This is a genomic window from Streptomyces puniciscabiei (assembly GCF_006715785.1).
Classification (GTDB): Bacteria; Actinomycetota; Actinomycetes; order Streptomycetales; family Streptomycetaceae; genus Streptomyces; species Streptomyces puniciscabiei.
On the sequence record NZ_VFNX01000002.1, the window covers coordinates 483,669 to 505,273 of the forward strand.

General features: G+C 70.5%; 18 protein-coding genes. 1 reads left to right on the plus strand and 17 read right to left on the minus strand.

All coding sequences use genetic code 11. The annotated features are described in order from the left end of the window. Positions 1–8 precede the first annotated feature (8 nt). The 10 genes from FB563_RS33075 to betA form a co-directional block, all read right to left on the minus strand. A complete protein-coding gene (locus FB563_RS33075) occupies positions 9–1,241 on the minus strand; it encodes a sarcosine oxidase subunit beta family protein (protein WP_055703964.1) in 1,233 nt (410 codons plus the stop codon). Next, the gene (glyA, locus tag FB563_RS33080; protein ID WP_055703963.1) at positions 1,238–2,524 is read right to left on the minus strand and encodes a serine hydroxymethyltransferase; all 1,287 of its coding nucleotides are present in this window, start codon (positions 2,522–2,524) and stop codon (positions 1,238–1,240) included. Before glyA ends, FB563_RS33075 begins: the two co-directional genes overlap by 4 nt. Continuing rightward, positions 2,521–3,381, minus strand: a complete 861-nt coding sequence (locus FB563_RS33085; protein ID WP_055703962.1) for a bifunctional methylenetetrahydrofolate dehydrogenase/methenyltetrahydrofolate cyclohydrolase — start codon at positions 3,379–3,381, stop codon at positions 2,521–2,523. The genes glyA and FB563_RS33085 overlap by 4 nt, the downstream gene beginning before the upstream one ends. 120 nt (positions 3,382–3,501) lie before the next feature. Beyond that, positions 3,502–5,940 carry a GcvT family protein gene (locus FB563_RS33090; RefSeq protein ID WP_055703961.1) on the minus strand — a complete coding sequence of 813 codons (2,439 nt, stop codon included), beginning with the start codon at positions 5,938–5,940 and terminating at the stop codon, positions 3,502–3,504. A 209-nt stretch (positions 5,941–6,149) separates the two neighbouring features. Further along, positions 6,150–7,115: an ABC transporter substrate-binding protein gene (locus FB563_RS33095; RefSeq protein ID WP_055703960.1), complete on the minus strand. Its 966-nt coding sequence runs from the start codon at positions 7,113–7,115 to the stop codon at positions 6,150–6,152. A 13-nt stretch (positions 7,116–7,128) separates the two neighbouring features. Then, on the minus strand, positions 7,129–9,105 hold the full coding sequence (locus tag FB563_RS33100) for an ABC transporter permease (RefSeq protein WP_055703959.1): 1,977 nt from the start codon (positions 9,103–9,105) through the stop codon (positions 7,129–7,131). Continuing rightward, positions 9,105–10,208: a quaternary amine ABC transporter ATP-binding protein gene (locus tag FB563_RS33105; RefSeq protein WP_055703958.1), complete on the minus strand. Its 1,104-nt coding sequence runs from the start codon at positions 10,206–10,208 to the stop codon at positions 9,105–9,107. Before FB563_RS33105 ends, FB563_RS33100 begins: the two co-directional genes overlap by 1 nt. A 20-nt stretch (positions 10,209–10,228) precedes the next feature. Beyond that, complete coding sequence (locus FB563_RS33110; protein ID WP_055703997.1) at positions 10,229–11,698, minus strand: aldehyde dehydrogenase family protein; 1,470 nt, start codon at positions 11,696–11,698, stop codon at positions 10,229–10,231. Between the two features lie 110 nt (positions 11,699–11,808). Next, positions 11,809–12,645 carry a methylenetetrahydrofolate reductase gene (locus FB563_RS33115; RefSeq protein WP_055703957.1) on the minus strand — a complete coding sequence of 279 codons (837 nt, stop codon included), beginning with the start codon at positions 12,643–12,645 and terminating at the stop codon, positions 11,809–11,811. A gap of 3 nt (positions 12,646–12,648) precedes the next feature. Continuing rightward, positions 12,649–14,319, minus strand: coding sequence for a choline dehydrogenase (gene betA / locus FB563_RS33120; protein WP_055703956.1), 1,671 nt, complete (start codon positions 14,317–14,319; stop codon positions 12,649–12,651). 151 nt (positions 14,320–14,470) lie between these two features. On the opposite strand from betA, the gene FB563_RS33125 reads away from it, so the two are divergent. Further along, entirely contained in the window at positions 14,471–15,268 is a 798-nt protein-coding gene (locus FB563_RS33125) for an IclR family transcriptional regulator (protein WP_055703955.1), read from the plus strand. A 63-nt stretch (positions 15,269–15,331) separates the two neighbouring features. On the opposite strand, the gene FB563_RS33130 is transcribed toward FB563_RS33125, so the two are convergent. The 7 genes from FB563_RS33130 to FB563_RS33160 form a co-directional block, all read right to left on the minus strand. Continuing rightward, positions 15,332–16,465: an aromatic ring-hydroxylating oxygenase subunit alpha gene (locus FB563_RS33130; protein ID WP_055703954.1), complete on the minus strand. Its 1,134-nt coding sequence runs from the start codon at positions 16,463–16,465 to the stop codon at positions 15,332–15,334. Between the two features lie 129 nt (positions 16,466–16,594). Continuing rightward, positions 16,595–17,758, minus strand: coding sequence for an NAD(P)/FAD-dependent oxidoreductase (locus FB563_RS33135; RefSeq protein WP_055703953.1), 1,164 nt, complete (start codon positions 17,756–17,758; stop codon positions 16,595–16,597). After that, positions 17,755–18,117, minus strand: a complete 363-nt coding sequence (locus FB563_RS33140; protein ID WP_055703952.1) for a bifunctional 3-phenylpropionate/cinnamic acid dioxygenase ferredoxin subunit — start codon at positions 18,115–18,117, stop codon at positions 17,755–17,757. Before FB563_RS33140 ends, FB563_RS33135 begins: the two co-directional genes overlap by 4 nt. A 257-nt stretch (positions 18,118–18,374) precedes the next feature. Beyond that, entirely contained in the window at positions 18,375–19,043 is a 669-nt protein-coding gene (locus tag FB563_RS33145) for an MBL fold metallo-hydrolase (RefSeq protein ID WP_055703951.1), read from the minus strand. Next, positions 19,043–20,128 carry an S-(hydroxymethyl)mycothiol dehydrogenase gene (locus FB563_RS33150; RefSeq protein ID WP_055703950.1) on the minus strand — a complete coding sequence of 362 codons (1,086 nt, stop codon included), beginning with the start codon at positions 20,126–20,128 and terminating at the stop codon, positions 19,043–19,045. Before FB563_RS33150 ends, FB563_RS33145 begins: the two co-directional genes overlap by 1 nt. A 180-nt stretch (positions 20,129–20,308) precedes the next feature. Continuing rightward, positions 20,309–20,734: a CBS domain-containing protein gene (locus tag FB563_RS33155; protein ID WP_055703949.1), complete on the minus strand. Its 426-nt coding sequence runs from the start codon at positions 20,732–20,734 to the stop codon at positions 20,309–20,311. Next, on the minus strand, positions 20,731–21,072 hold the full coding sequence (locus tag FB563_RS33160; protein WP_055703996.1) for a DUF5133 domain-containing protein: 342 nt from the start codon (positions 21,070–21,072) through the stop codon (positions 20,731–20,733). The genes FB563_RS33155 and FB563_RS33160 overlap by 4 nt, the downstream gene beginning before the upstream one ends. Positions 21,073–21,605 lie beyond the last annotated feature (533 nt).

Consider the following 21,605-nt stretch of genomic DNA (forward strand, 5'->3'; position numbering starts at 1 on the left):
TCGGCTCCCTAGTGGGCCACCGCGGCCGCGCCGTGCTCGTCGACGAGCGCGCCGGTGGTGAAACGGTCGAGCGAGAAGGGGGCGTTCAGGACGTGGGGTGTGTCGTGGGCGATGGTGTGGGCGTAGACCCAGCCGACACCGGGGGTGGCCTTGAAACCGCCCGTCCCCCAGCCGCAGTTGAGGTAGAGGTTGTCGACCGGGGTGAGGCCGACGATGGGCGAGGCGTCCGGGCTGACGTCGACGATGCCTCCCCAGGTGCGCAGCACATGGGCCCGGGCGAAGACCGGGAAGAGTTCCAGGGCCGCCGACATCTGCTCCTCGATGATGTGGAACGCGCCGCGCTGGGTGTAGGAGTTGTACGCGTCGATGCCCGCACCCATCACCAGCTCGCCCTTGTGCGCCTGGCTGACGTACACGTGGACGGCGTTGGACATGACGACGGTCGGGTGAACCGGCTCCAGGAGCTCCGACACCAGCGCCTGCAAGGGGTGGCTCTGCAGCGGCAGTTCGATGCCCGCCATGGCTGCGAGGACCGAGGTGTGGCCGGCCGAGCACAGGGCCACCTTGCCCGCGGCGATCGGGCCCAGGGACGTCTGGACGCCGACCACCCGGCCGCCGACCACGTCCAGGCCGGTGACCTCGCAGTTCTGGATGATGTCGATCCCGGCGGCGTCCGCGGAGCGGGCGAAGCCCCAGGCGACGTAGTCGTGCTTGGCGATGCCGGCGCGCGGCTGGTAGGTGCCGCCGAGGACCGGGTAGCGCACGTCCGGTGAGACGTTGACGATCGGGCAGACCTCTTTGACCTGCTCGGCGTCGAGCCACTCGGCGTCGACACCGTTGAGCCGGTTGGCCTCGACGCGTCGGACGCTGTCGCGGACGTCCTGCAGGCTGTGGGCGAGGTTCAGCACGCCGCGCTGGGAGAAGAGGATCGGGTAGTCGAGCTCCTCCTCCAGGCCTTCCCACAGTTTGAGGGCGTGCTCGTAGATGCCCGCGCTCTCGTCCCACAGGTAGTTGGAGCGGATGATCGTGGTGTTGCGGGCCATGTTGCCGCCCGCGAGCCAGCCCTTCTCCAGCACGGCGACGTTGGTGATGCCGTGGTTCTTCGCCAGGTAGTGGGCGGTGGCCAGGCCGTGGCCGCCGCCGCCCACGATCACCACGTCGTACGACCGCTTGGGCGCGGGGGTGCGCCAGAGCCGGTCCGGGTGGTCGGGCAGGTCGGCGCCGGGGGTACGAGGAGTCATCGGGCGTCTCCTGAAGGGCCGGAAAGGTGCGGGTAGAGCGGGTGCTTGGCGGCCAGCGCCTCGGTGCGGGCGCGCAGGGCGGCCACGTCCGGCTCGGGCTGGAGGGCCAGCGCGATCACGTCGGCGACCTCGGCGAAGTCGTCCTCGGTGAAGCCCCGGGTGGCCAGCGCGGGGGTACCGATGCGCAGGCCGGAGGTGACCATGGGCGGGCGCGGGTCGAAGGGGACGGCGTTGCGGTTGACGGTGATGCCGATCCGGTGGAGGAGGTCTTCGGCCTGCCGGCCGTCCAGGGACGAGTCCCGCAGGTCGACGAGGACGAGGTGGACGTCCGTGCCGCCCGTCAGCACCTTCACTCCGGCCGCGGCCGCGTCGGTACGGGTGAGGCGCTCGGCGAGGATGCGTGCGCCCGCGAGGGTACGGGCCTGGCGCTCGGCGAACTCGGGGGACGCCGCGACCCTGAAGGAGACCGCCTTCGCGGCGATGACGTGCTCCAGCGGGCCGCCCTGCATGCCCGGGAACACCGCCGAGTTGATCTTCTTGGCGAGGTCGGCGTCGTTGGTGAGGATGACGCCGCCGCGGGGCCCGCCGAGGGTCTTGTGCGTGGTGGTGGTGACCACGTGGGCGTGCGGGACGGGGCTGGGATGCAGTCCGGCGGCTACCAGGCCCGCGAAATGTGCCATGTCGACCATGAGGAGGGCACCGACCTCGTCGGCGATCCGGCGGAAGGCCGCGAAGTCCAGCTGCCTCGGGTACGCCGACCAGCCCGCGATGATCATCTTGGGGCGGTGCTCCTTGGCGAGCCGCTCCACCTCGTCCATGTCCACGAGGTAGTCCTGCTCGGAGACGTGGTACGGGACGACGTCGAGCATCTTGCCGCTGTAGTTGAGGCGCATGCCGTGCGTGAGATGGCCGCCGTGCGCGAGGTCGAGGCCGAGGACGGTGTCGCCGGGCTGGAGGAGGGCGAAGAACACGGCGGTGTTCGCCTGGGCCCCCGAGTGCGGCTGGACATTGGCGTATCCGGCGCCGAACAGGGACTTGATCCGCTCGATCGCCAGCCGCTCCATGACGTCGACGTGCTCGCAGCCGCCGTAGTAGCGGCGGCCGGGGTATCCCTCGGCGTACTTGTTGGTCGCGACCGAGCCCTGCGCCTCCATCACGGCGGTGGGCGCGAAGTTCTCGGAGGCGATCATCTCCAGGGTGGTCTGCTGGCGGTGCAGCTCGGCGCGAAGGGCTTCGTGGACCTCGGGGTCCAGCTCCGCCAGGGGCGTGTTCAGGGCGTTCATACGGCGGTCGCGTTCCTCTCGGCGGCCTCGACGACGTTGGCGAGCAGCATCGCCCGGGTCATGGGTCCCACTCCCCCGGGCATCGGGGCGAGCCATCCGGCGACCCCGGCGGCCTCCGGGTGGACGTCGCCGACGAGCCCGTGCTCGGTGCGGGTGATGCCGACGTCCAGGACGGCCGCGCCGGGGCGCAGCATGTCCTTGGTGATCAGTCCCGGCGAGCCGGCCGCCGCGACGACGATGTCCGCCTCGCGCACGTGCCAGGCCAGGCCCTTGGTTCCGGTGTGGCACAGGGTGACGGTGGCGTTCTCGGACCTGCGGGTGAGCAGCAGCCCGATGGGCCGTCCGACCGTGATGCCCCGGCCGACCACGCACACCCGCGCTCCGGCGAGCGGGACGTCGTAGCGGCGCAGCAGTTCGACGATGCCGCGCGGGGTGCACGGCAGGGGCGCCTCGACGCCGAGGGTGAGCCGGCCGAGGTTGACCGGGTGCAGTCCGTCGGCGTCCTTGGCGGGGTCCATGCGCTCCAGGACGGCGCCTGCGTCCAGGTGGCGCGGCAGGGGGAGCTGGACGATGTAGCCGGTGCAGGCCGGGTCGGCGTTGAGCTCGTCGATGACGTCCTCGACCTGCCGCTGGGTTGCGTCGGCGGGCAGTTCGCGGCGCAGCGAGGCGATGCCGACCTGAGCGCAGTCGCGGTGCTTCCCGGCGACGTAGGCGTGGCTGCCGGGGTCGTCGCCGACGAGGACGGTACCGAGGCCCGGCGGGCGTCCGGTGGTGGCCGTCAACTTGGCCACGCGCTCGGCGAGTTCGCGACGGATGTCAGCGGCAGTCACCTTGCCGTCAAGCAGCTGTGCGGTCACAGCCGGTACTCCTTCCAAGAGCGTGAGCTGAGGCGCCCCGTAAGGGGCGCGGGGAACTGCGCGCCCAGCCACGGCGAAGCCGCAGCCGAAGAACAACCCATGGCGGCACCCCCTACGAACTCATCCACGGAGCCGAGACATCGCCGGGTCGAACAACGGCTCCTCGGCGACGACCGCCTCCACGCGCTGGTCGAAGTAGCCGATGCGCACAGCCGTACCGGGCTCGCTCAGCTCCGCCGGGAGCCAGGCGTAGGCGATGCCCTTGCCGATGGTGTAGCCGTACGCCGCGCTGGTGACGTAGCCGACGGCCCGGTGACCGTCGTACACCGGCTCCTTGCCCATCACCACCGACTGCGGGTCATCGATGGTGAGGCACGTCAGCCTGCGCCCCACGTTCTCCTTGCGGAGCAACAGCGCGGCCTTGCCGATGAAGTCGCCCTTGTCGAGCCTGACGGCGAAACCGACGCCGGCCTCGTACGGGTCGTGCTCGTAGGTCATGTCGGTGCCGAAGGAGCGGTAGCCCTTCTCCAGGCGGAGGCTGTTGAAGGCGCCGCGGCCGGCGATGACGCCGCCGAGCGGCTCGGCCGCGGCCCACAGGGTGTCCCACAGCTTCTGGCCCTGGTCGGCGGTCGTGTAGAGCTCCCAGCCGAGCTCGCCGACGTACGACAGTCGCATGGCGGTGACCGGCACCGAACCGATGTAGGCGTGCTTGGCCCGGAAGTACTTGAGACCCTCGTTGGAGAAGTCCTCGTCGGTGAGCGGCTGCAGCACCTCGCGGGCGAGCGGGCCCCACAGGCCGATGCAGCAGGTGCCGGCGGTGATGTCGCGGACCTGGACGCGGCCGTCGGCGGGCAGGTGGCGGGTGAACCAGTCGAGGTCCAGGTTGCCGTTGGCGCCGACCTGGAAGCGGTCGCGGGCGAGGCGGGCGACGGTGATGTCGCTGCGGATGCCGCCGTCGTGGTCCAGGAGCAGCGTGTACGTCACGGAGCCGACGGACTTGGCGACCTTGCCGGTGACCAGGCCCTCCAGGAAGTCGGCGGCTCCGGGGCCGCTGACCTCCAGGCGCTTGAGGGCCGTCATGTCGTACATCGCGACCTTCTCGCGGGTGACCTGGGCCTCGGCGCCGACGATGGGCGACCAGTAGCGGGCCGCCCAGTCGTTGGGGGTGGGGATGCCGCGGCCTTCGACCAGGGAGGCGTTGGCCTCGTACCACTGGGGGCGCTCCCAGCCGTTCGCCTCCAGGAAGAACGCGCCGTGTTCCTGCTGGCGGGCGTAGAAGGGGCTGGTGCGGATCGGGCGCGGCTTCCCGGACGGCTGGAGGGGGTGGAGGATGTCGTAGACCTCGACGAAGTTCTGGCAGTCGCGGGCCAGGACGTACTCCGGCGAGAGCTGGTGCGGCTCGAAGCGGTTGACGTCGCACTCGTGCAGGTCGAATGAGGAGCAGTGGCCGTCGACCAGCCATTCGGCGACGGCCCGGCCGACGCCCGCGGAGTGGGTGACCCAGACGGCCTCGGCGACCCAGAAGCCCTTGACGTCGCGGGACTCGCCGAGCAGCGGGTAGCCGTCGGTGGTGAAGGAGAACAGGCCGTTGATGCCCTCCTCGACCTTCGCCTCCTTGGTCGCCGGGAGCAGGGACTGGGTCTCGGTCCAGGCGGGCTCGAAGTCCTCCTCGGTGAACTTCAGGACCGAGGGCATCTCCTCGGCCTCGTCCACGGAGAGGATGTCGTCGGCGGAGACCGGCATCGGGCGGTGGCCGTAGTAGCCGATACCGAGGCCGTCGAAGCGGTCGCGGTAGTAGAGGTCGGCGTCCTGGTGGCGCAGGATCGGGCGGACCGCCTCCTCGGTCTGGCCGGCGAGGGCGGGGACCGGGCCGGTCCAGGCGAGCTGGTGGGCGAGCGGGGTGAGCGGCAGGTTCATGCCGACCATGCGGGCGATCTTCGGGCCCCAGATGCCGGCACAGCACACGACGATGTCGGCTTCGATCTCGCCCTGGTCGGTCACCACGCCGGTGACGCGGCCCTCGCTCTGCGGGACGTCGAGGACCTCGTGCCGGGCGAGGAAGCGCACGCCGCGCTCGGTGGCCCGGCGGATCTGCGCCTCCACGGCCAGGACGGCCTTGGCGAGGCCGTCGGTGGGGACGAGGAGGCCGCCGAGGACCTTGTCGCGGTCGACCAGCGGGTGCTTCTCCACGCACTCGTCCGGGGTCAGCAGGCGCGCCTCGATGCCCCAGGCGGTGATCCAGCCGTGACGGCGCCGGAGCTCGGCGAGGCGCTCGGGGCTGGTCGCCACCTCGAGGCCGCCGACCTGGAGGAAGCAGGGCCTGCCGTCCACCTCCAGGGAGCAGAACTTCTCGACGGTGTACCGGGCCAGCTCCGTCATGGTCTTCGAGGGGTTCGTCTGGAAGACCAGGCCCGGGGCGTGCGAGCTGGAGCCCCCGGTGGCCGGGAGGGGGCCCTGGTCGACCACGGTCACCTCGGTCCAGCCGCGTGCGGAGATCTCGTCCGCGAGGGCCGCTCCCACGACACCCGCTCCGATGATGACCACTCGGGGTCCCGCCATCGCCCAACCTCCGAACTTGAGACCGGTTCAGTTGCTTGTTGCGCAACTAGGTTCAGGTTGCGCAACTCAATGTGCCTGTCGCCCTGCAGGGTGTCAAGGGGTCGGTGACGTCGGAAAACGCCCCGGAACACGGCAATGCCCGGCGGGCGGTGCGCACGGGTGCGCACCGCCCGCCGGGCGTCCTCGGCCGGCCCTTTTCCGACCCTCCGCTACTTCAGCCAGGTGTCGACCTTGTCGCGGTTGGCGTCGACCCACTTCTTGGCCGCCGCGTCGTCCGACATCTTGTCCACGGCGATGTACTTGGCCACGGTGTTCTGGTCGTCGTTCGTCCAGTGGAAGTTCTTCACCAGCTTGTACGCCGGGCTGCCCGACTTGGCGAACCGCGCTGAGACGATCTTGTCCAGGTCGTACACGGGATAGTCACAGGCCACCTTCGCCGCGTCGGCGTCGCAGCCCTTCGTGTACGTGGGCAGGTTGACCTTCACCAACGGCACTTCCGACAGGAACCACTGCGGTTCGTAGAAGTAGCCGATCATCCACTGCTTGTTCTTCTCGGCGGTGCGGTAGGCCTGGATGAGCGCGGTCTCACTGCCCGCGTACACCACCTTGAAGTCCAGCTTCAGGTTCTTGACCAGGGCGGCGTCGTTGGTGACGTACGACGGGTCGCCGTCGAGCAGCTGGCCCTTGCCGCCCGACTCGGAGGTCTTGAATTTGTCGGCGTACTTGTTGAGGTTCTTCCAGTCGGTGATGTCCGGGTGAGCCTTGGCCAGCCACGGCGGCACGAACCAGCCGATGACCCCCTTGTTGCCCGTGGAGCCCGCCTCCACGGCGGTCTGCTGCCCGCTGATGTACTTCTTCTTCAGATCGTCGTGGCCCCAGTTCTCCAGGACGGCGTCGACCTCGCCGGTCCCGAAGCCCTGCCAGGCGATCTCCTCCTTCAGGTCCTTCTTGTTGACCGTACAGCCGAGGTCGTGCTGCGCCACGTACGCGACGACCGCCGCGTCCGCCTCGTAGCCGACCCACGGGTTGACGGCCAAATCGAAGGTGCCGCACTTGCCGCCCGAGGACTTCGCGCCCGCGGAGGTGCTGTCGCCGACCTTCGCGCCCGAGCAGGCGGTGAGGGTGAGGCCGAGGACGGCCAGGCCGGCCGCGCCGGCTCGCCAGTGTCTTGCCATGGTGTCGTGCTCCTTATGCCCTGGTGCGTCGCGCCGCAGCCTGAGTGATCCGGTCGAACATGACTCCCAGCAGTACGATGGCGATCCCTGCCGCCAGCCCCTTCCCGTACAGCTGTCCCTGCGAGAATCCGGCCACGACGTCGTAGCCGAGGGCGCCCGCCCCTACCAGGCCGCCCACCACAACCATCGACAGCACATAGATCAGACCCTGGTTGGTCGCGAGGGTCAGGGCACTGCGTGCCATCGGCAGTTGGACCTTGGTGATGATCTGCCAGGTGTTGCACCCGGCGGAGGTGGCCGCCTCCACGGTGGACTCGGACACGTTCCGCACACCGTCCGCGATGATCTTGATGGCGACGGGCGCCGCGTAGACGACGGCCGCGACGATCGCGGTGAACCGGGTGGCTCCGAAGAGGGCCAGGAACGGCACCAGATAGACGAACGGCGGCATGACCTGGGCGGCGTCCAGGGTGGGCCGCACCAGCCGGTCCACGAGGGCGCTGCGGCCCATCCAGACGCCGAAGACGGCGCCGAACAGCATCACCAGCACCGTGGCCACGGCCGTGGAGGCGAGGGTCGTCATGCTGTCCGACCACACGCCCGTACCGACCAGCAGCCCGACGCACACCGCGGCCGTCACCGCCGCCCAGCGGCCGCCGAGCACCGCGCCGAGCGCGACCAGGGTGACGCCGACGAGCCACCACGGGGAGTCCGTGAGCAGCGTCTGGAACGGGTTCAGCAGGCCGTTGGTGATGACGTCCCGGACGCCGTTGGTCACCCCCGAGAGGTGGTCCTGCAGCCAGGTGGTCGTCGTGTCGGCCGCGCTCGCGATGTGGCTGCCGGTGCTGCCGTTGCCGGGGAACTGGGCCGCCCAGACGTAGGTGTGGGACAGGTAGACGAGGACGGCGGTGCCGATCCCGCCCGCCACCAGCAGCGGGCGGCGCCACTTCGTCAGGCGGCCGCCGCTGCGCCGGGCGGCGTCGGCGCGTCCGGCGGCCGCCGTGGTGACCCGGTCGAGCACGATGGCCATGACGACGATGGCCAGGCCGGCGTTGAACGCCGTACCGACGTCGAGCGACTGCAGGGCCTGTACGACGGTCTTGCCGAGGCCGGGCGCATCGATCAGCGCGGCGATGGTCACCATGGCCAGGGCGGCCATGATGGTCTGGTTGACGCCCATGACGACCGTGCGCTTCGACATCGGCAGCAGTACCTTCAGCAGCTGCTGCGTCCGCGTGGTGCCGAGCGAGTCGGCCGCCTCGACGGTGGTCTCGGGCACGGAGCGGATGGCGTGCGCGGTGATGCGGATGGCGGGCGGTGCCGCGTAGATCACCGTGGTGATCACTGCGGAGGCCCCGCCGATCAGGAAGATCAGGGTCAGCGGGGCGAGGTAGACGAAGGTCGGCATCGTCTGCATGAAGTCCAGGAAGGGCGTCATGATCCGGTTGAACCGGTCGGAGAGACCGGCCCAGACGCCCAGCGGGATGCCGATGAGCAGCGCCACGAGGACCGCCGACAGGGTCAGCGCCAGGGTGTCCATGCTCTCCTGCCACAGGCCCTGCAGCCCGAAGAAGGTGAAGCCGGCGACCGCCAGCAGCGCGACCCGCCAGTTGCCCACGGCCCAGGAGACGTAGCCGGTGAGCCCGACGACGCCGAGCCAGCCGATCTGCGGGACCGGGCGGGTGCCGGTGGGCTGGGAGATCAGGGACTGGACGAAGGTCACCAGGTTGTCGATGGCCAGCCGGATCTCATTGAAGAAGTACAGGAAGAGCGGGTTGGAGTTGCGGTTGGCCCCGATGCTGTCGTTGAGGTCGTTCAGCCAGCGGTGCAGGCCGGTGAGGTCCGCCGCGGCGAGGGTGAGCGTCTGCCGGCCGCGCAGCGCGGCGAAGAGCACCAGCCAGGCGAGCAGTATCGCCGCCACCACCATGGGGCGGCCGACCTTCTTGCGTATCGTCGCGACCGGCGCGGTCGCGTCGGCGGCCACGGCCATCACGCACCGCCTTCCTGACCGGCTGCCTGTCCCGCGACGACGGAGAGGATCTCCTCGTCGCCGACGATGCCGAGCAGCTCGCCGTTCTCCACGACCTTGACGGGCCGGTGGGCGGCCAGCACGGTCCGGGTGGCTTCACGCACCACGACGTCGGGCCCCAACTCCGGTCCGTCCAAGGCGTCTTCGGGCTCCACCGGGCGCATGATCCAGCGCAGGGTGAGGACATCGCCGCGCGGCACGTCCTTCACGAAGTCGCGTACGTAGTCGTCCGCCGGGGCGCCGACCAGTTCGTCACCGGTGCCGCACTGCACGGTCTTGCCGTCGCGCATGATCAGGATGCGGTCGCCCAGCTTCAGGGCCTCGGAGAGGTCGTGGGTGATGAACACCATGGTCTTGCCGACCTCGCGGTGCAGGCGGATGACCTCGCTCTGCATGTCGCGGCGGATCAGCGGGTCGAGCGCGGAGAAGGGCTCGTCGAAGAAGAGGACGTCGGGGTCGCCGGCGAGGGCGCGGGCGAGGCCGACGCGCTGCTGCATACCGCCGGAGAGCTGGTCGGGGTAGGAGTTCTCGTACCCGGCCAGGCCCACCAGTTCGACGGTCTCCAGCGCGCGCCTGGTGCGCTCGGCCTTGCCCATGCCCCGGATCTCCAGGCCGAACGCCACGTTGTCGACGACCCTGCGGTGCGGCAGCAGACCGAAGTGCTGGAAGACCATGGAGAACTTGCTGCGCCGCAGCTCGCGCAGCCGCCCCGGGTCGGCGCCCCGGATGTCCTCGCCCTCGAAGACGACTTCTCCGGCGGTGGGTTCGATCAGCCGGGTCAGACATCGCACCAGGGTGGACTTGCCGGATCCGGACAGGCCCATGACGACGAAGACCTCGCCGGGCGACACGTCGAAGTCGACGTCCCGTACGGCGGCGGTGCAGCCGGTGCGGTCCATGAGCTCTCGGCGGGTCAGTCCGCACAGCTCCTTGGAACCCGGCACTTCGTCGGCCTTCGGCCCGAACACCTTCCACAGCCGGCGCACGGAGATGACCGGGGTGCGGTCCGTGGGGTCCTGGGACGTGTCGCGCCGCTGCGACACCTCGGTCTGTGCTGGGGTCATGATCGACCTCTCTTCGGCGTTCAGCCGCGGAACCAGTGCTGCGGCCGGGGTTGGATGTTCTGCCAGACGTGCTTGGGCTCTCGGTACTCGTCGAGGCCGGTCGGCCCCAGCTCGCGGCCCACGCCCGAGCGCCCGAACCCACCCCATTCCGCTTGCGGCACGTAGGGGTGGTAGTCGTTGATCCACACGGTGCCGTGGCGCAGCCTGCGGGCCACCCGCTGGGCCTTGCCCGCGTCCTGCGTCCAGACGGCTCCGGCGAGGCCGTACTCCGTGTCGTTGGCGATCCGGACGGCGTCGTCCTCGTCGTGGAAGCGCTCGACGGTGAGCACGGGTCCGAAGGACTCCTCGTGCACCACCCGCATGTCCTGGCGGCACTCGTCGAGGACGGTGGGCGGGTAGTAGAAGCCGTCCGCGAGCGCGGGGTCGTCGGGGCGTGTGCCGCCGCAGCGCAGCACGGCGCCCTCGGCGAGGCCTGCGGCGACGTACGCCTCGACCTTGTCGCGGTGTTGTGCGGAGATCAGCGCGCCGGTCTCGGCCTCGGTGTCGAACGGCCCGCCGAGCCGGATCCGCCGGGCGCGGCGCACGACCTCGTCGACGAAGGCGTCGTGGAGGGAGTCCTCGACGATCAGGCGGGCGCCGGCCGAGCAGACCTGACCGGAGTGCAGGAAGACGGCGGTGAGCGCGAAGTCGACGGCGGTCTCGAAGTCGGCGTCGGCGAAGACGACGTTCGGGTTCTTCCCGCCCAGCTCCAGCGCGACCTTCTTCACCGTCGCCGCCGCGGTGGCCATGATGTGCCGCCCGGTGTCCACGCCTCCGGTGAAGGACACCATGTCGACGGCCGGGTGCTCGGCGAGCGGTGCACCCGCCTCGGCTCCGGTGCCCAGCACCAGATTGGCGGCGCCGGCCGGGAGCCCCGCCTCCTGCAGGGCCTTCATCAGCAGGACGGAGGTGGAGGGGGTGAGCTCACTGGGCTTGAGGACCACGGTGTTGCCCGCGAGCAGGGCCGGGGCGACCTTCCAACTGGCCTGGAGCAGCGGGTAGTTCCAGGGGGTGATCAGTCCGCACACGCCGACGGGCTCGTAGGTGACCCGGCTGAGGGCGTCGTCGCGTCCGGTGTCGACCACCCGTCCGGCGCTGGTGCCGGCGATGCCGCCGTAGTAGCGGAAGCAGGAGACGACGTCGGCGATGTCGTACTCGCTCTCGACCAGGCGCTTGCCGGTGTCGAGGGATTCGGCGCGGGCGAACTCCTTGGCGTCGCGCTCGATGACGTCGGCGGTGCGCAGCAGCAGTGCGCCGCGCTCCCGCTCGGGGGTGCGGGGCCAGGGGCCCTCGTCGAAGGCGCGCCGGGCCGCGGCGATCGCCGCCTCGGTGTCGGGGCGGGTCGCCTCCGAGACCGTCGCGACCAGCGTGCCGTCCGCCGGACAGCGGATCTCCCGGTGGCCGCCGGCCACCGCAGCGCGCCATTCTCCGTCCACGTACAGATCTGCCACGGCCGCGCCCTTCAAAGGAGCTTCGTTGCGTATTGTGCACTGTATTGCTTGTGGTGGAACACCCTGTCCGACCGGGCCGACGCCCGTCAAGGGGTCGGCGGATGCCGATTTCAGGCGGCCAGCCGGTCCAGCAGGGCCCGGCGCCAGCGCTCCGTCTCGGCGATCTGGTTGAAGGTGAACAGGTGCAGGCCGGCCACCGCGGCCGCGGGCCCCGTGAGCGCCTCCGCACCGCGGCCGAGCAGCCGCTCGGGGGCGTATCCGCCGGGGGCCGAAAACCGCAGGAACCAGGACGGGTGCCGGGTGAGGAAGCGCGTCGACTCCCCCACCCCGATCTTCGTCGCCATGGCCAGCAGCTTCCCCCGCTGGACCGGCCCGGCGACGCCCACGTACACGGGCAGGGTGATGTCGCGGCGCCGGAGCCTGGTGATCCAGTCGCCGAGGACGCGCGGGTCGAAGCACAGGTTGCTGACGATGTACGTGGCGTGCGTCCGCTTGTCCCACATCGACTGGATGGTGATGTCGTCGTGGATGAGCGGATGGCTCTCCGGATAGCCGGTGATGCCCAGCTCGGTGAAGGGCCTGCCCATGTCACTCAGCCCCCGCAGCACCGGCAGCGCGCCGTCGTACGGCCCCGCCGGCGGGTCGGCGTCTCCCGCCGGCACGAACACGTCGTCCACCCGCGCCGCGCGCAGCCGCTCGGCCACGTCCTTCAGATGGGCGTCGTCCCGCAGCAGCCGTGCGGGCACGTGCGGGACGACACGGTAGCCGTGCGCCGCGAGGCGCTCGGTGAGGCCGAGCGTCGGCTCCAGCCCCTTGACCGGCGACGCGGTGACCGTGACCACGACGTCGCGGGGCACATGGGCGAGGACCTTCTCCTCCGTCGGCTCCGCCGGCAGCACCTCGTAGCGGACGCGGCCGAGCAGCGCCCGCAGCGCCTGGGCGCCCATGCTCTACCCGGCCTGCTTCTGGGCGTCGCGGTGCCGGTAGTAGGCGGCCTTCGACGGCTCCAGCGGCTCCCTGCCGAGGATGAGGTCGGCGGCCTTCTCCGCGATCATCATCACCGGTGCGTAGATGTTGCCGTTGGTGACGTACGGCATGACCGAGGCGTCCACCACGCGCAGCCCGGACAGGCCGTGCACCCTCATGCTCAGCGGGTCGACGACGGACATCCCGTCGGTGCCCATCTTGCAGGTGCACGAGGGGTGCAGGGCGGTCTCGCCCTCCTTCGCCACCCAGGCGAGGATCTCCTCGTCGGTCTCGACGGAGGGCCCGGGCGAGATCTCGCCGTCGTTGTAGGGGGCGAGGGCGGGCTGGTTGAGGATCCTGCGGGCGACGCGGATCGCCTCGACCCACTCCCGGCGGTCCTGCTCGGTGGAGAGGTAGTTGAAGCGCAGCGCGGGCTTCTCCCGGGGGTCCCTGCTCTTGATCTTCACCGAGCCGATGGCGTCCGAGTACATGGGCCCGACGTGCACCTGGTAGCCGTGGCCGCCGGCCGGCGAGGAGCCGTCGTAGCGGACGGCGATCGGCAGGAAGTGGAACATCAGGTTGGGATAGTCCACGTCCTCGTTGCTGCGGGCGAAGCCGCCCGCCTCGAAGTGGTTGGTGGCCGCCGGGCCGGTGCGGAACAGCCACTGCAGTCCGATGAAGGGGGCGCGCCACTTCGCCATGTACGGCTGCATGGACACGGGCTGCTTGCAGGCGTACTGGACGTACACCTCCAGGTGGTCCTGCATGTTCTCGCCGACGCCCGGCAGGTCGTGCACGACGTCGATGCCGAGGGCGCGCAGTTCCTCGGCGTTGCCGACGCCGGAGAGCTGCAGCAGTTGCGGGGAGTTGATCGCGCCTCCGCACAGGATGACCTCGCCGGCGCGGACCTGCTGGGGAGCGCCCTTGCCGCGCCGGTACTCCACACCGACGGCCCGCTTGCCCTCGAAGAGCACCCGGGTGACCAGGGCACGTGTCTTCACCGTGAGGTTCGGCCGCTTCATCGCGGGCTTGAGGTAGGCCTTCGAGGCCGACAGCCGCCGCCCGCGGTGGACATTGCGGTCGAACTTGGCGAAGCCCTCCTGACGGTAGCCGTTGACGTCGTCCGTCGGGGCGTAGCCCGCCTCCTGGGTGGCCTTGAGGAAGGCGGTGAAGAGCGGGTTGGTGGCGGGGCCGCGCTCCAGGACGAGGGGGCCGTCATGGCCGCGGAACTCGTCGTCCGGGTCGGCCGCCAGACAGTTCTCCATCCGGCGGAAGTACGGCAGGCAGTGGGCGTAGTCCCAGGTCTCCATGCCGGGGTCGGCCGCCCAGCGCTCGTAGTCCATGGGGTTGCCGCGCTGGAAGATCATGCCGTTGATGCTGCTGGAGCCGCCGAGCACCTTGCCCCGGGCGTGGTAGATGCGCCGGCCGCCCATGTGGGGCTCGGGCTCGGACTCGTACTTCCAGTCGTAGAAGCGGCTGCCGATGGGGTAGGTCAGCGCCGCGGGCATGTGGATGAAGACGTCCCACGGGTAGTCGGAGCGGCCGGCCTCCAGGACCAGCACCCGGTTGCCGGGGTCGGCCGAGAGCCGGTTCGCCAGGGCGCTGCCGGCCGACCCGCCGCCGACGATGACGAAGTCGTACTGCAAGGGAGCCATGGTGCCTCGTCTCGCTCGCGTCGTTGATGTGCCGCGCATGCTAGTACGGGTATCGCTATGCGCACTAGGTTGCGGACGGCGCAACTTGTAAGAAGTTTGTTCACAGCGCGTTACTTGCAAGAATGTTGTTTACTGCGCGTATAGTTTCGCTATGAGCAACTACAGTCCGGATACGGAAACGAACGGTTCACCGCCCGGCGGGGTGCAGTCCGTCGACCGCGCCATCAGCGTCCTGGAGATCCTGGCCCAGCGTGGCGAGGCCGGCGTCAGCGAGGTGGCCGGCGAGATCGAGGTGCACAAGTCGACCGCGTTCCGTCTGCTCGGCGCCCTGGAGGCGCGCGGTCTCGTGGAGCAGTCGGGCGAGCGCGGAAAGTACCGGCTCGGCTTCGGCATCGTACGCCTGGCGGGCGCCGTCACGGGACGCATCGACATCACCCAGCAGGGTCGTCCGGTGTGCGAGCGCCTTGCCGAGGAGATCGGCGAGACGGTCAACATCGCCGTGATGCAGGAGCACTATGCGATCAACCTCTACCAGGTGCGCGGCACGGCCGCCGTCACCGCGCACAACTGGGTCGGCCAGCTGACCCCGCTGCACGCCACCTCCAGCGGCAAGATCATGCTGGCCCACCTGCCCGCGAAGGAGCGCGCCGCGCTGCTGAGCGACGCCGGCCTGAAGAAGCTGACCCCTCACACGATCTCCGCGAAGGCGAAGCTGGAGAAGAACCTCGCCGAGGCCCGGGAGCGCGGTTACGCCTGGACGCTGGAGGAGCTGGAGATCGGGCTGCACGCCATGGCCGCCCCGATCCGTGACCGGGAGGGCCAGGTCATCGCGTCGATCAGCGCCTCCGGACCCTCCTACCGGTTCACCGAGGAGCGCATGCACGAGCTGGCCCCGGTGCTGGTCAAGGGCGCTGAGGAGATCAGCCACCGGATGGGATACCTCGGCTGAGCGCACGGAGCACGGCCGCCGCACGGCCCGCGTACGCCCCCCGCGCGGGCCACGGCCGCCCCGTCATTCCCGGTTGCGCGTGCCGAGCCGCTCGTTCACCCAGTCGTGGAAGGCGCCGATGTGGTGCTCGCTGGGCACGAGCACGCCGCCCTTGGCGTACAGCCGTGAGCTCATCCCCGGCTGGGTGCGTTCGCAGGCGTCGAAGTCCTGGCGGTTGACCCGGTCGAAGAGCTCCACGGACCGGCTGACGTCCTTGCCGCTCTCCACGACGTGCGGCAGGTAGAGCCAGTCGCACTCGACGATCGTGCGGTCGACGGCCACCGGGTACATGCGGTGGAAGATCACGTGGTCGGGCACGAGGTTGATGAACACCTGCGGCTTGACGGTGATCGCGTAGTACCGGCGGTCCTGATCCTCGGACACCCCCGGAATGCGGTCCAGGCCCTCGGAGCCGTCGACGGTGAAGCCCTGGATGTCCGCACCGAACTCGGCGCCGTGGCCGACGTAGTACTGCGCGGCGTAGCCGTCGGCGAACTCCGGGAGGACCTCCGTGAGTTCGGGGTGGATCGTGGCGCAGTGGTAGCACTCCATGAAGTTCTCGATGATGAGCTTCCAGTTCGCCTTGACGTCGTAGACGATCCGCCTGCCCACCGACAGGTTCTCGACGTCGTAGCGCTCGATCGACTCGGTGTCGCCGAGCCGCTCGACCACCGCCCCCATCACGTCCTCCTCGAAGGAGGGCGGGTTCTCCGCGAGGCACACCCAGACGTAGCCGAGCCATTCGCGGACGGCCACGCTCACCAGGCCGTACTCGGTGCGGCCGACGTCGGGCATCTTGGTGAGGTTGGGCGCCGCGACGAGCTTGCCGTTCAGGTCGTAGGTCCAGGCGTGGTACGGGCACTGGAAGGCACGCTTGACCTCGCCCGTCTCCTCGGTGCAGAGCTTGGCCCCGCGGTGCCGGCAGACGTTGAAGTAGGCGCGGACGGAGTTGTCGCGGGCCCGGGTGACGAGGATGCTCTCGCGTCCCACGTCCACGGTGCGGAAGGCGCCGGGCTTGGCCAGGTCGGAGGAGCGGGCGACGCAGAACCACATCGCCTCGAAGATGCGCTCCTGTTCCTGGGCGAAGATGCCGGGATCCGTGTAGGCGGAGCCGGGGAGAGTGGCGATCAGGCTGTCCGGCAGGCTGGTCGAGGTCACGGTGCACTCCTCGGGAAACGTCGTGGATCGATAGGTCACGCGCCGGGAAGAGCGACTTCGGGCGGCGTTGTGTAGGAAGCAACACTGCGTTTCATGTGCAACGCAGATTGAGTGGCCGCAGCGGTGGTGTCAAGATGCGGCGGAGGCGAACTGCTTGCGCCGCCGGGTGAACAGCCGCGGCTGGTTCATGCCGAGCACGGCGACCGGCCGGCCGGCCCTGCGGTAGACGGCGAGAAAGCTCCGCTCGTCGGTCGAGCCCTCCTCGACCGTCACGCTGTCGGCCCCGGCGGCGTGGCCCACGAACTGGATCTTCACGCCGTACTGATCGGACCAGAAGTACGGCGGCCGGGGCGCACCCGGCTCCGTCGCACCGTACGAGAGCAGGGCGGCGACGGCGGCGTCCGGCCGTTCCAGCGCGCCGGTCCAGTGCTCGACCCTGCGGTGGACCCCGGTGTGGGGGTCGTACCAGTTGGCGCAGTCGCCCACGGCGACCACCTGGGCGACGCTCGTGCGGCCGTCGGCGCCGCACTTCACGCCGTTGTCGAGGGCGACGCCGGAGCCCTCCAGCCACTCGACGCAGGGGCGCGCACCCACGCCGACGACGACGGTGTCGGCGGGGATGCTGCGACCGTCCTCCAGCAGCACGGCATCGACCCGGCGCTCCCCGCTCAGCCCCTTGACCCCGACCCCGCACAGCAACCGGACCCCGTGGTCGGCGTGGAGGGCGGAGACGACCGCGCCCATGGCCTCGCCGAGCGGTGCGGCCAGCGGTGTCGGCGCCGCCTCGACCACGGTCACGTCGAGACCGAGGGTGTACGCCGTGGAGGCGACCTCGGCGCCGACGAAGCCGCCGCCGATCACCACCAGCCCTCCGCCCCGGGCCAGGTCGTCCCTGAGGGCGCAGGCGTCGTCCAGCGTGCGCAGCACGTGGACGCCGGCGAGGCCTTCGGTGCCGGGCAGGGTGCGGGCGGCGGCGCCGGTCGCGACGACCACGCCGTCGGCGCGTATCTCCCGGCCGTCGGCGAGCCGGATCGTCCGCTCGGCGCGGTCGAGTCCGGTGGCGCGGGTGCCGAGCACCCATTCCACGTCGAGGTCCTCGTCGTCCGTCTCCAGCGCCAGGTCCGCCTCGCCGATGGCACCGGCGAGGAACTCCTTGGACAACGGCGGCCTGTCGTACGGGCGGTGGAGTTCGCCGCCGACGACGACCAGCCGGCCGTCGTACCCCCGTTTCCGCAGCGAGCGCACGGCCGACAGACCGGCCAGCGAGGCGCCCACCACGGCGACGGTCCTCACGCGGGGCCTCCGGCCAGGCGGGCGGCGACGCACGGCGGCAGGTTGGGCGCCTCGGTGGACACCCGCACGTAGACCATGCCGTCCTCGACGACCACCTCGTGGGTGCGGACCGGGAGCTTGGCCGGCGGGGCGTCCACGGCTCCGGTCCTCAGATCGAACTTGGAGGCATGCAGGGGACATTCCACCTCACAGCCCTCCAGCCAGCCGTCGGCGAGCGACGCGTCCTGGTGGGTGCAGGTGTCGTCGATGGCGAAGAGCTCGCCGTCGTCGGTGTGGAACACCGAGACCGGCGGGTCGATGTCGAGCCGGTGGGCCTCGCCTCGCGGCAGGTCCGCGAGTCGGCACGCGGGAATCATCATGACACCTCGGTGCGTATAGCGAAACGGATTGCGATTAGCGCAACGTCAGTCTGCTGGCCGCTCTGAAGGCTTGTCAAGGCATCCACCGGGCCGTTTGCACGGCGCCCGGCGACCGATTTCCGGGCATGCGGAAGCGACCTCGAAAGCGCAGGTCAGAAGGCCGATCAGGGAGGGGTGGCAGGGTGCGACGACGGCCCTGCCGCCGGTGCCGTCCACGTCGGTGCGTCACCGGGGCAGGGCCGCCGCTCGCCGTGCGGTCAGAAGCCGCGCTCGATCCACTCCTGCAGATGAGGCGCCTCGGCGCCGATGGTGGTGGTGTCGCCGTGGCCGGTGTGCACGACGGTGTCGTCCGGCAGGGCGAGCAGGCGTTCCCTGATCGAACGGATGATGGTCGGGAAGTCGCTGTACGACCGCCCGGTGGCCCCCGGCCCGCCGGCGAACAGCGTGTCGCCGCTGAACAGCGCGGACAGCTGCGGGGCGTACAGACACACGGCACCCGGGGCGTGTCCCGGGGTGTGCAGCACGGCCAGTTCCACTCCGGCGACGGTCAGGCGCTGCCCGTCGGTCAGCTCACCGTCGGGCGCCCGGTCGGGATGGGTCTGTTTCCACAGCGGCAGATCGTCGGCGTGCAGCAGGACCGGGGCGCCGGTCCGGGCGGCGAGGCCGGGTGCGGCGTCGATGTGGTCGTTGTGCGCGTGGGTGCACACGATCGCCCGCAGGGTGCGCCCGCCGAGGGCCCGGGCGATGGCGTCGGCGTCATGGGCGGCGTCGATCACGACCGCCTCGGTGTCGTCGCCCACGATCCAGACGTTGTTGTCGACGTCCCAGGTGCCGCCGTCCAGCGAGAACGTCCCCGACGTGACCAGACGCTCGATGCGGGCGCCCGGCGTCCCGCCCGCCGGCCCGCCCGCCGTCCCGCGCGTCATCAGAAGACCACCACCGAGCGCAGCACGTCCCCGCCGTGCATCCGCTCGAAGGCCTTCTCGACCTCGTCCAGCGCGATGGTCTCGGTGACGAAGGCGTCCAGGTCGAGACGGCCCTGCAGATAGAGGTCGATGAGCACCGGGAAGTCGCGGGAGGGCAGACAGTCGCCGTACCAGGACGACTTGAGGGCACCGCCACGGCCGAACACGTCCAGCAGGGGCAGTTCGAGCTTCATCTCGGGGGTGGGCACGCCGACGAGCACGACGGTACCGGCGAGGTCACGGGCGTAGAAGGCCTGCCGGTACGTCTCCGGGCGGCCGACGGCCTCGATGACGACATCGGCGCCGAAACCGCCGGTCAGCTCGCGCACCGCGTCGACCGCCTCGGTCTGCCGGGAGTTGACCGTGTGGGTCGCGCCCAGCTTCTTCGCGGTCTCCAGCTTGCGGTCGTCGATGTCCACGGCGATGATCCTCGCCGCTCCCGCCAGCTTCGATCCGGCGACCGCCGCGGCCCCCACACCGCCACACCCGATCACGGCGACGGTGTCCCCTCGGCCGACGTTCCCCGTGTTGAGGGCCGCGCCGATGCCGGCCATCACACCACAGCCGAGCAGCCCGGCCGCAGCGGGCGAGGCGGCCCGGTCGACCTTGGTGCACTGACCGGCCGCGACGAGCGTCTTCTCGGCGAACGCGCCGATGCCCAGCGCCGGCGAGAGCTCCGTGCCGTCGGCCAGCGTCATCCGCTGCTTGGCGTTGTGCGTGTTGAAGCAGTACCAGGGCCGCCCGCGCAGACAGGCCCGGCACTGACCGCACACGGCACGCCAGTTGAGGATCACGAAGTCACCGGGAGCCACATCGGTGACCCCGTCGCCGACGGCCTCGACCACACCGGCGGCCTCGTGCCCCAGCAGGAACGGGAAGTCGTCGCCGATACCGCCCTCGCGATAGTGCAGATCGGTGTGGCAGACCCCGCAGGCCTCGATCTTCACGAGCGCCTCGCCCGGACCGGGGTCGGGCACGACAATGGTCTCCAGACTGACAGGGGCGCCCTTGCTCCGCGCGACGACACCACGGACCTGCTGAGTCATGGCCACTCCTCGGCTCACAGCGGATCGAGATGTTGCCTATTACGGCACACCTCTCACGTTTCGCAACACAGCATCGCGGAGGCCGAGGCAGCGGTCAAGGATCCGTCAGTCGCCGAAGAGTTCGCCGGCGCCTCGGCGGGCCGAGTCGCCGGCGAACGGCGTGTCGAGTCTCTTCCGCGCTCAGGCGGGGGCGTACACCCGCTTGGCGAACTCCGCGAGCTTGTCGTCGGTGAGGTGCCGCGCGATGTCGGTCTCGCTGATCATTCCGATCATGCGCTTGTTCTCGACCACCGGCAGGCGCTTGATCTGGTGGCTCTCCATCTCCCGCAGGGCGTCCGAGATGTCGGCGGCGGCGTCGATCCACCGCGGTGTGCCCTCGCACAGTTCACCGCACGTCATCCGCGCGGGGTCGTGGCCCGAGGCGATGCACTTCACCACGATGTCGCGGTCGGTGACGATGCCGCACATACGGTCGCCGTTGCCGGGGTCGCTGACCGGGAGCGCGCCCACGTCGTGGTCCCGCATCATCTGCGCGGCCCGGTCCAGCGTCTCGTACCGGGGTATCGACTGGGCGCCCGGGTGCATGATGTCCTTCGCAGTCGTCATCGCTCGTCCCTTCGCGGCTGTGCCGGTGCGAGCGGTCGGCCCGCCCGCGAATCCTGGGTCGTCGGAGCGGATCGACGTGACCGCCGGCCGACGGAGGCCGCCCGTGTCCGCCCCTTCCGCTCCCTCAGGTACGTGACCAGGTCGGTGCGCAGATAGCGCCGGGCGGCGGCCACCGCCTCCCGCGGATTGCGCTCGTCCATCAGCACGCACAGCGTGTAGCCCGAGTCCTCGAAGGCCGCCCGCGACGCGAGATCGGCGGGGGCCGCGACCGTGGCGGCCTCGCACACGCGGTAGTGCCGCAGCAGTCGGCGCACTTCGGATTTGGCCGGTAGCAGCATGGTGCAGTTCACCACCCAGGGGACTCGGGGGAATTCCGGTGGTGGCGCCGATGCCGCGGCGCACGAACACATCCATCGCCCGAACAAGGCCTGCAGCCATGGTGCACGAGGCGCGAGGCGCTGTCTTGTTGGCCTTTCAATCGGCGCCCGACCAGCACCGCAGGGTGCTCGGCCCGCGATGAGGGTGGTCAAGCCCCCCGCCCCGGTCCTGCCGGCCCGGTCATCCCGCCGAGAGCGGCCCTGTCCTGCCACCTCGTCCCCAGGAAACGCGGTGGCGGCGGTGACGGCGGCGGCAGGTCGCGCCCGCGGACGGCATCGCCAGGCCCGGACAGAGGACGAGCGTCGGCACGAGGCCCGAGCTGCACAGGGCGAGGCCGTTCGTCGTGGCGATGCCGCGGCCAGGGACGGAGACGGTGTACGCGGGGCGGCCGAGCAGGTTGCCGGCGATCGTCAAAGCCGTGAAGGCACCTGTGGCCGGGAGCCGGAGCAGGAGCAGGAGCAGGAGCAGTCCGCGGAACGTCCGGCACCCCGTG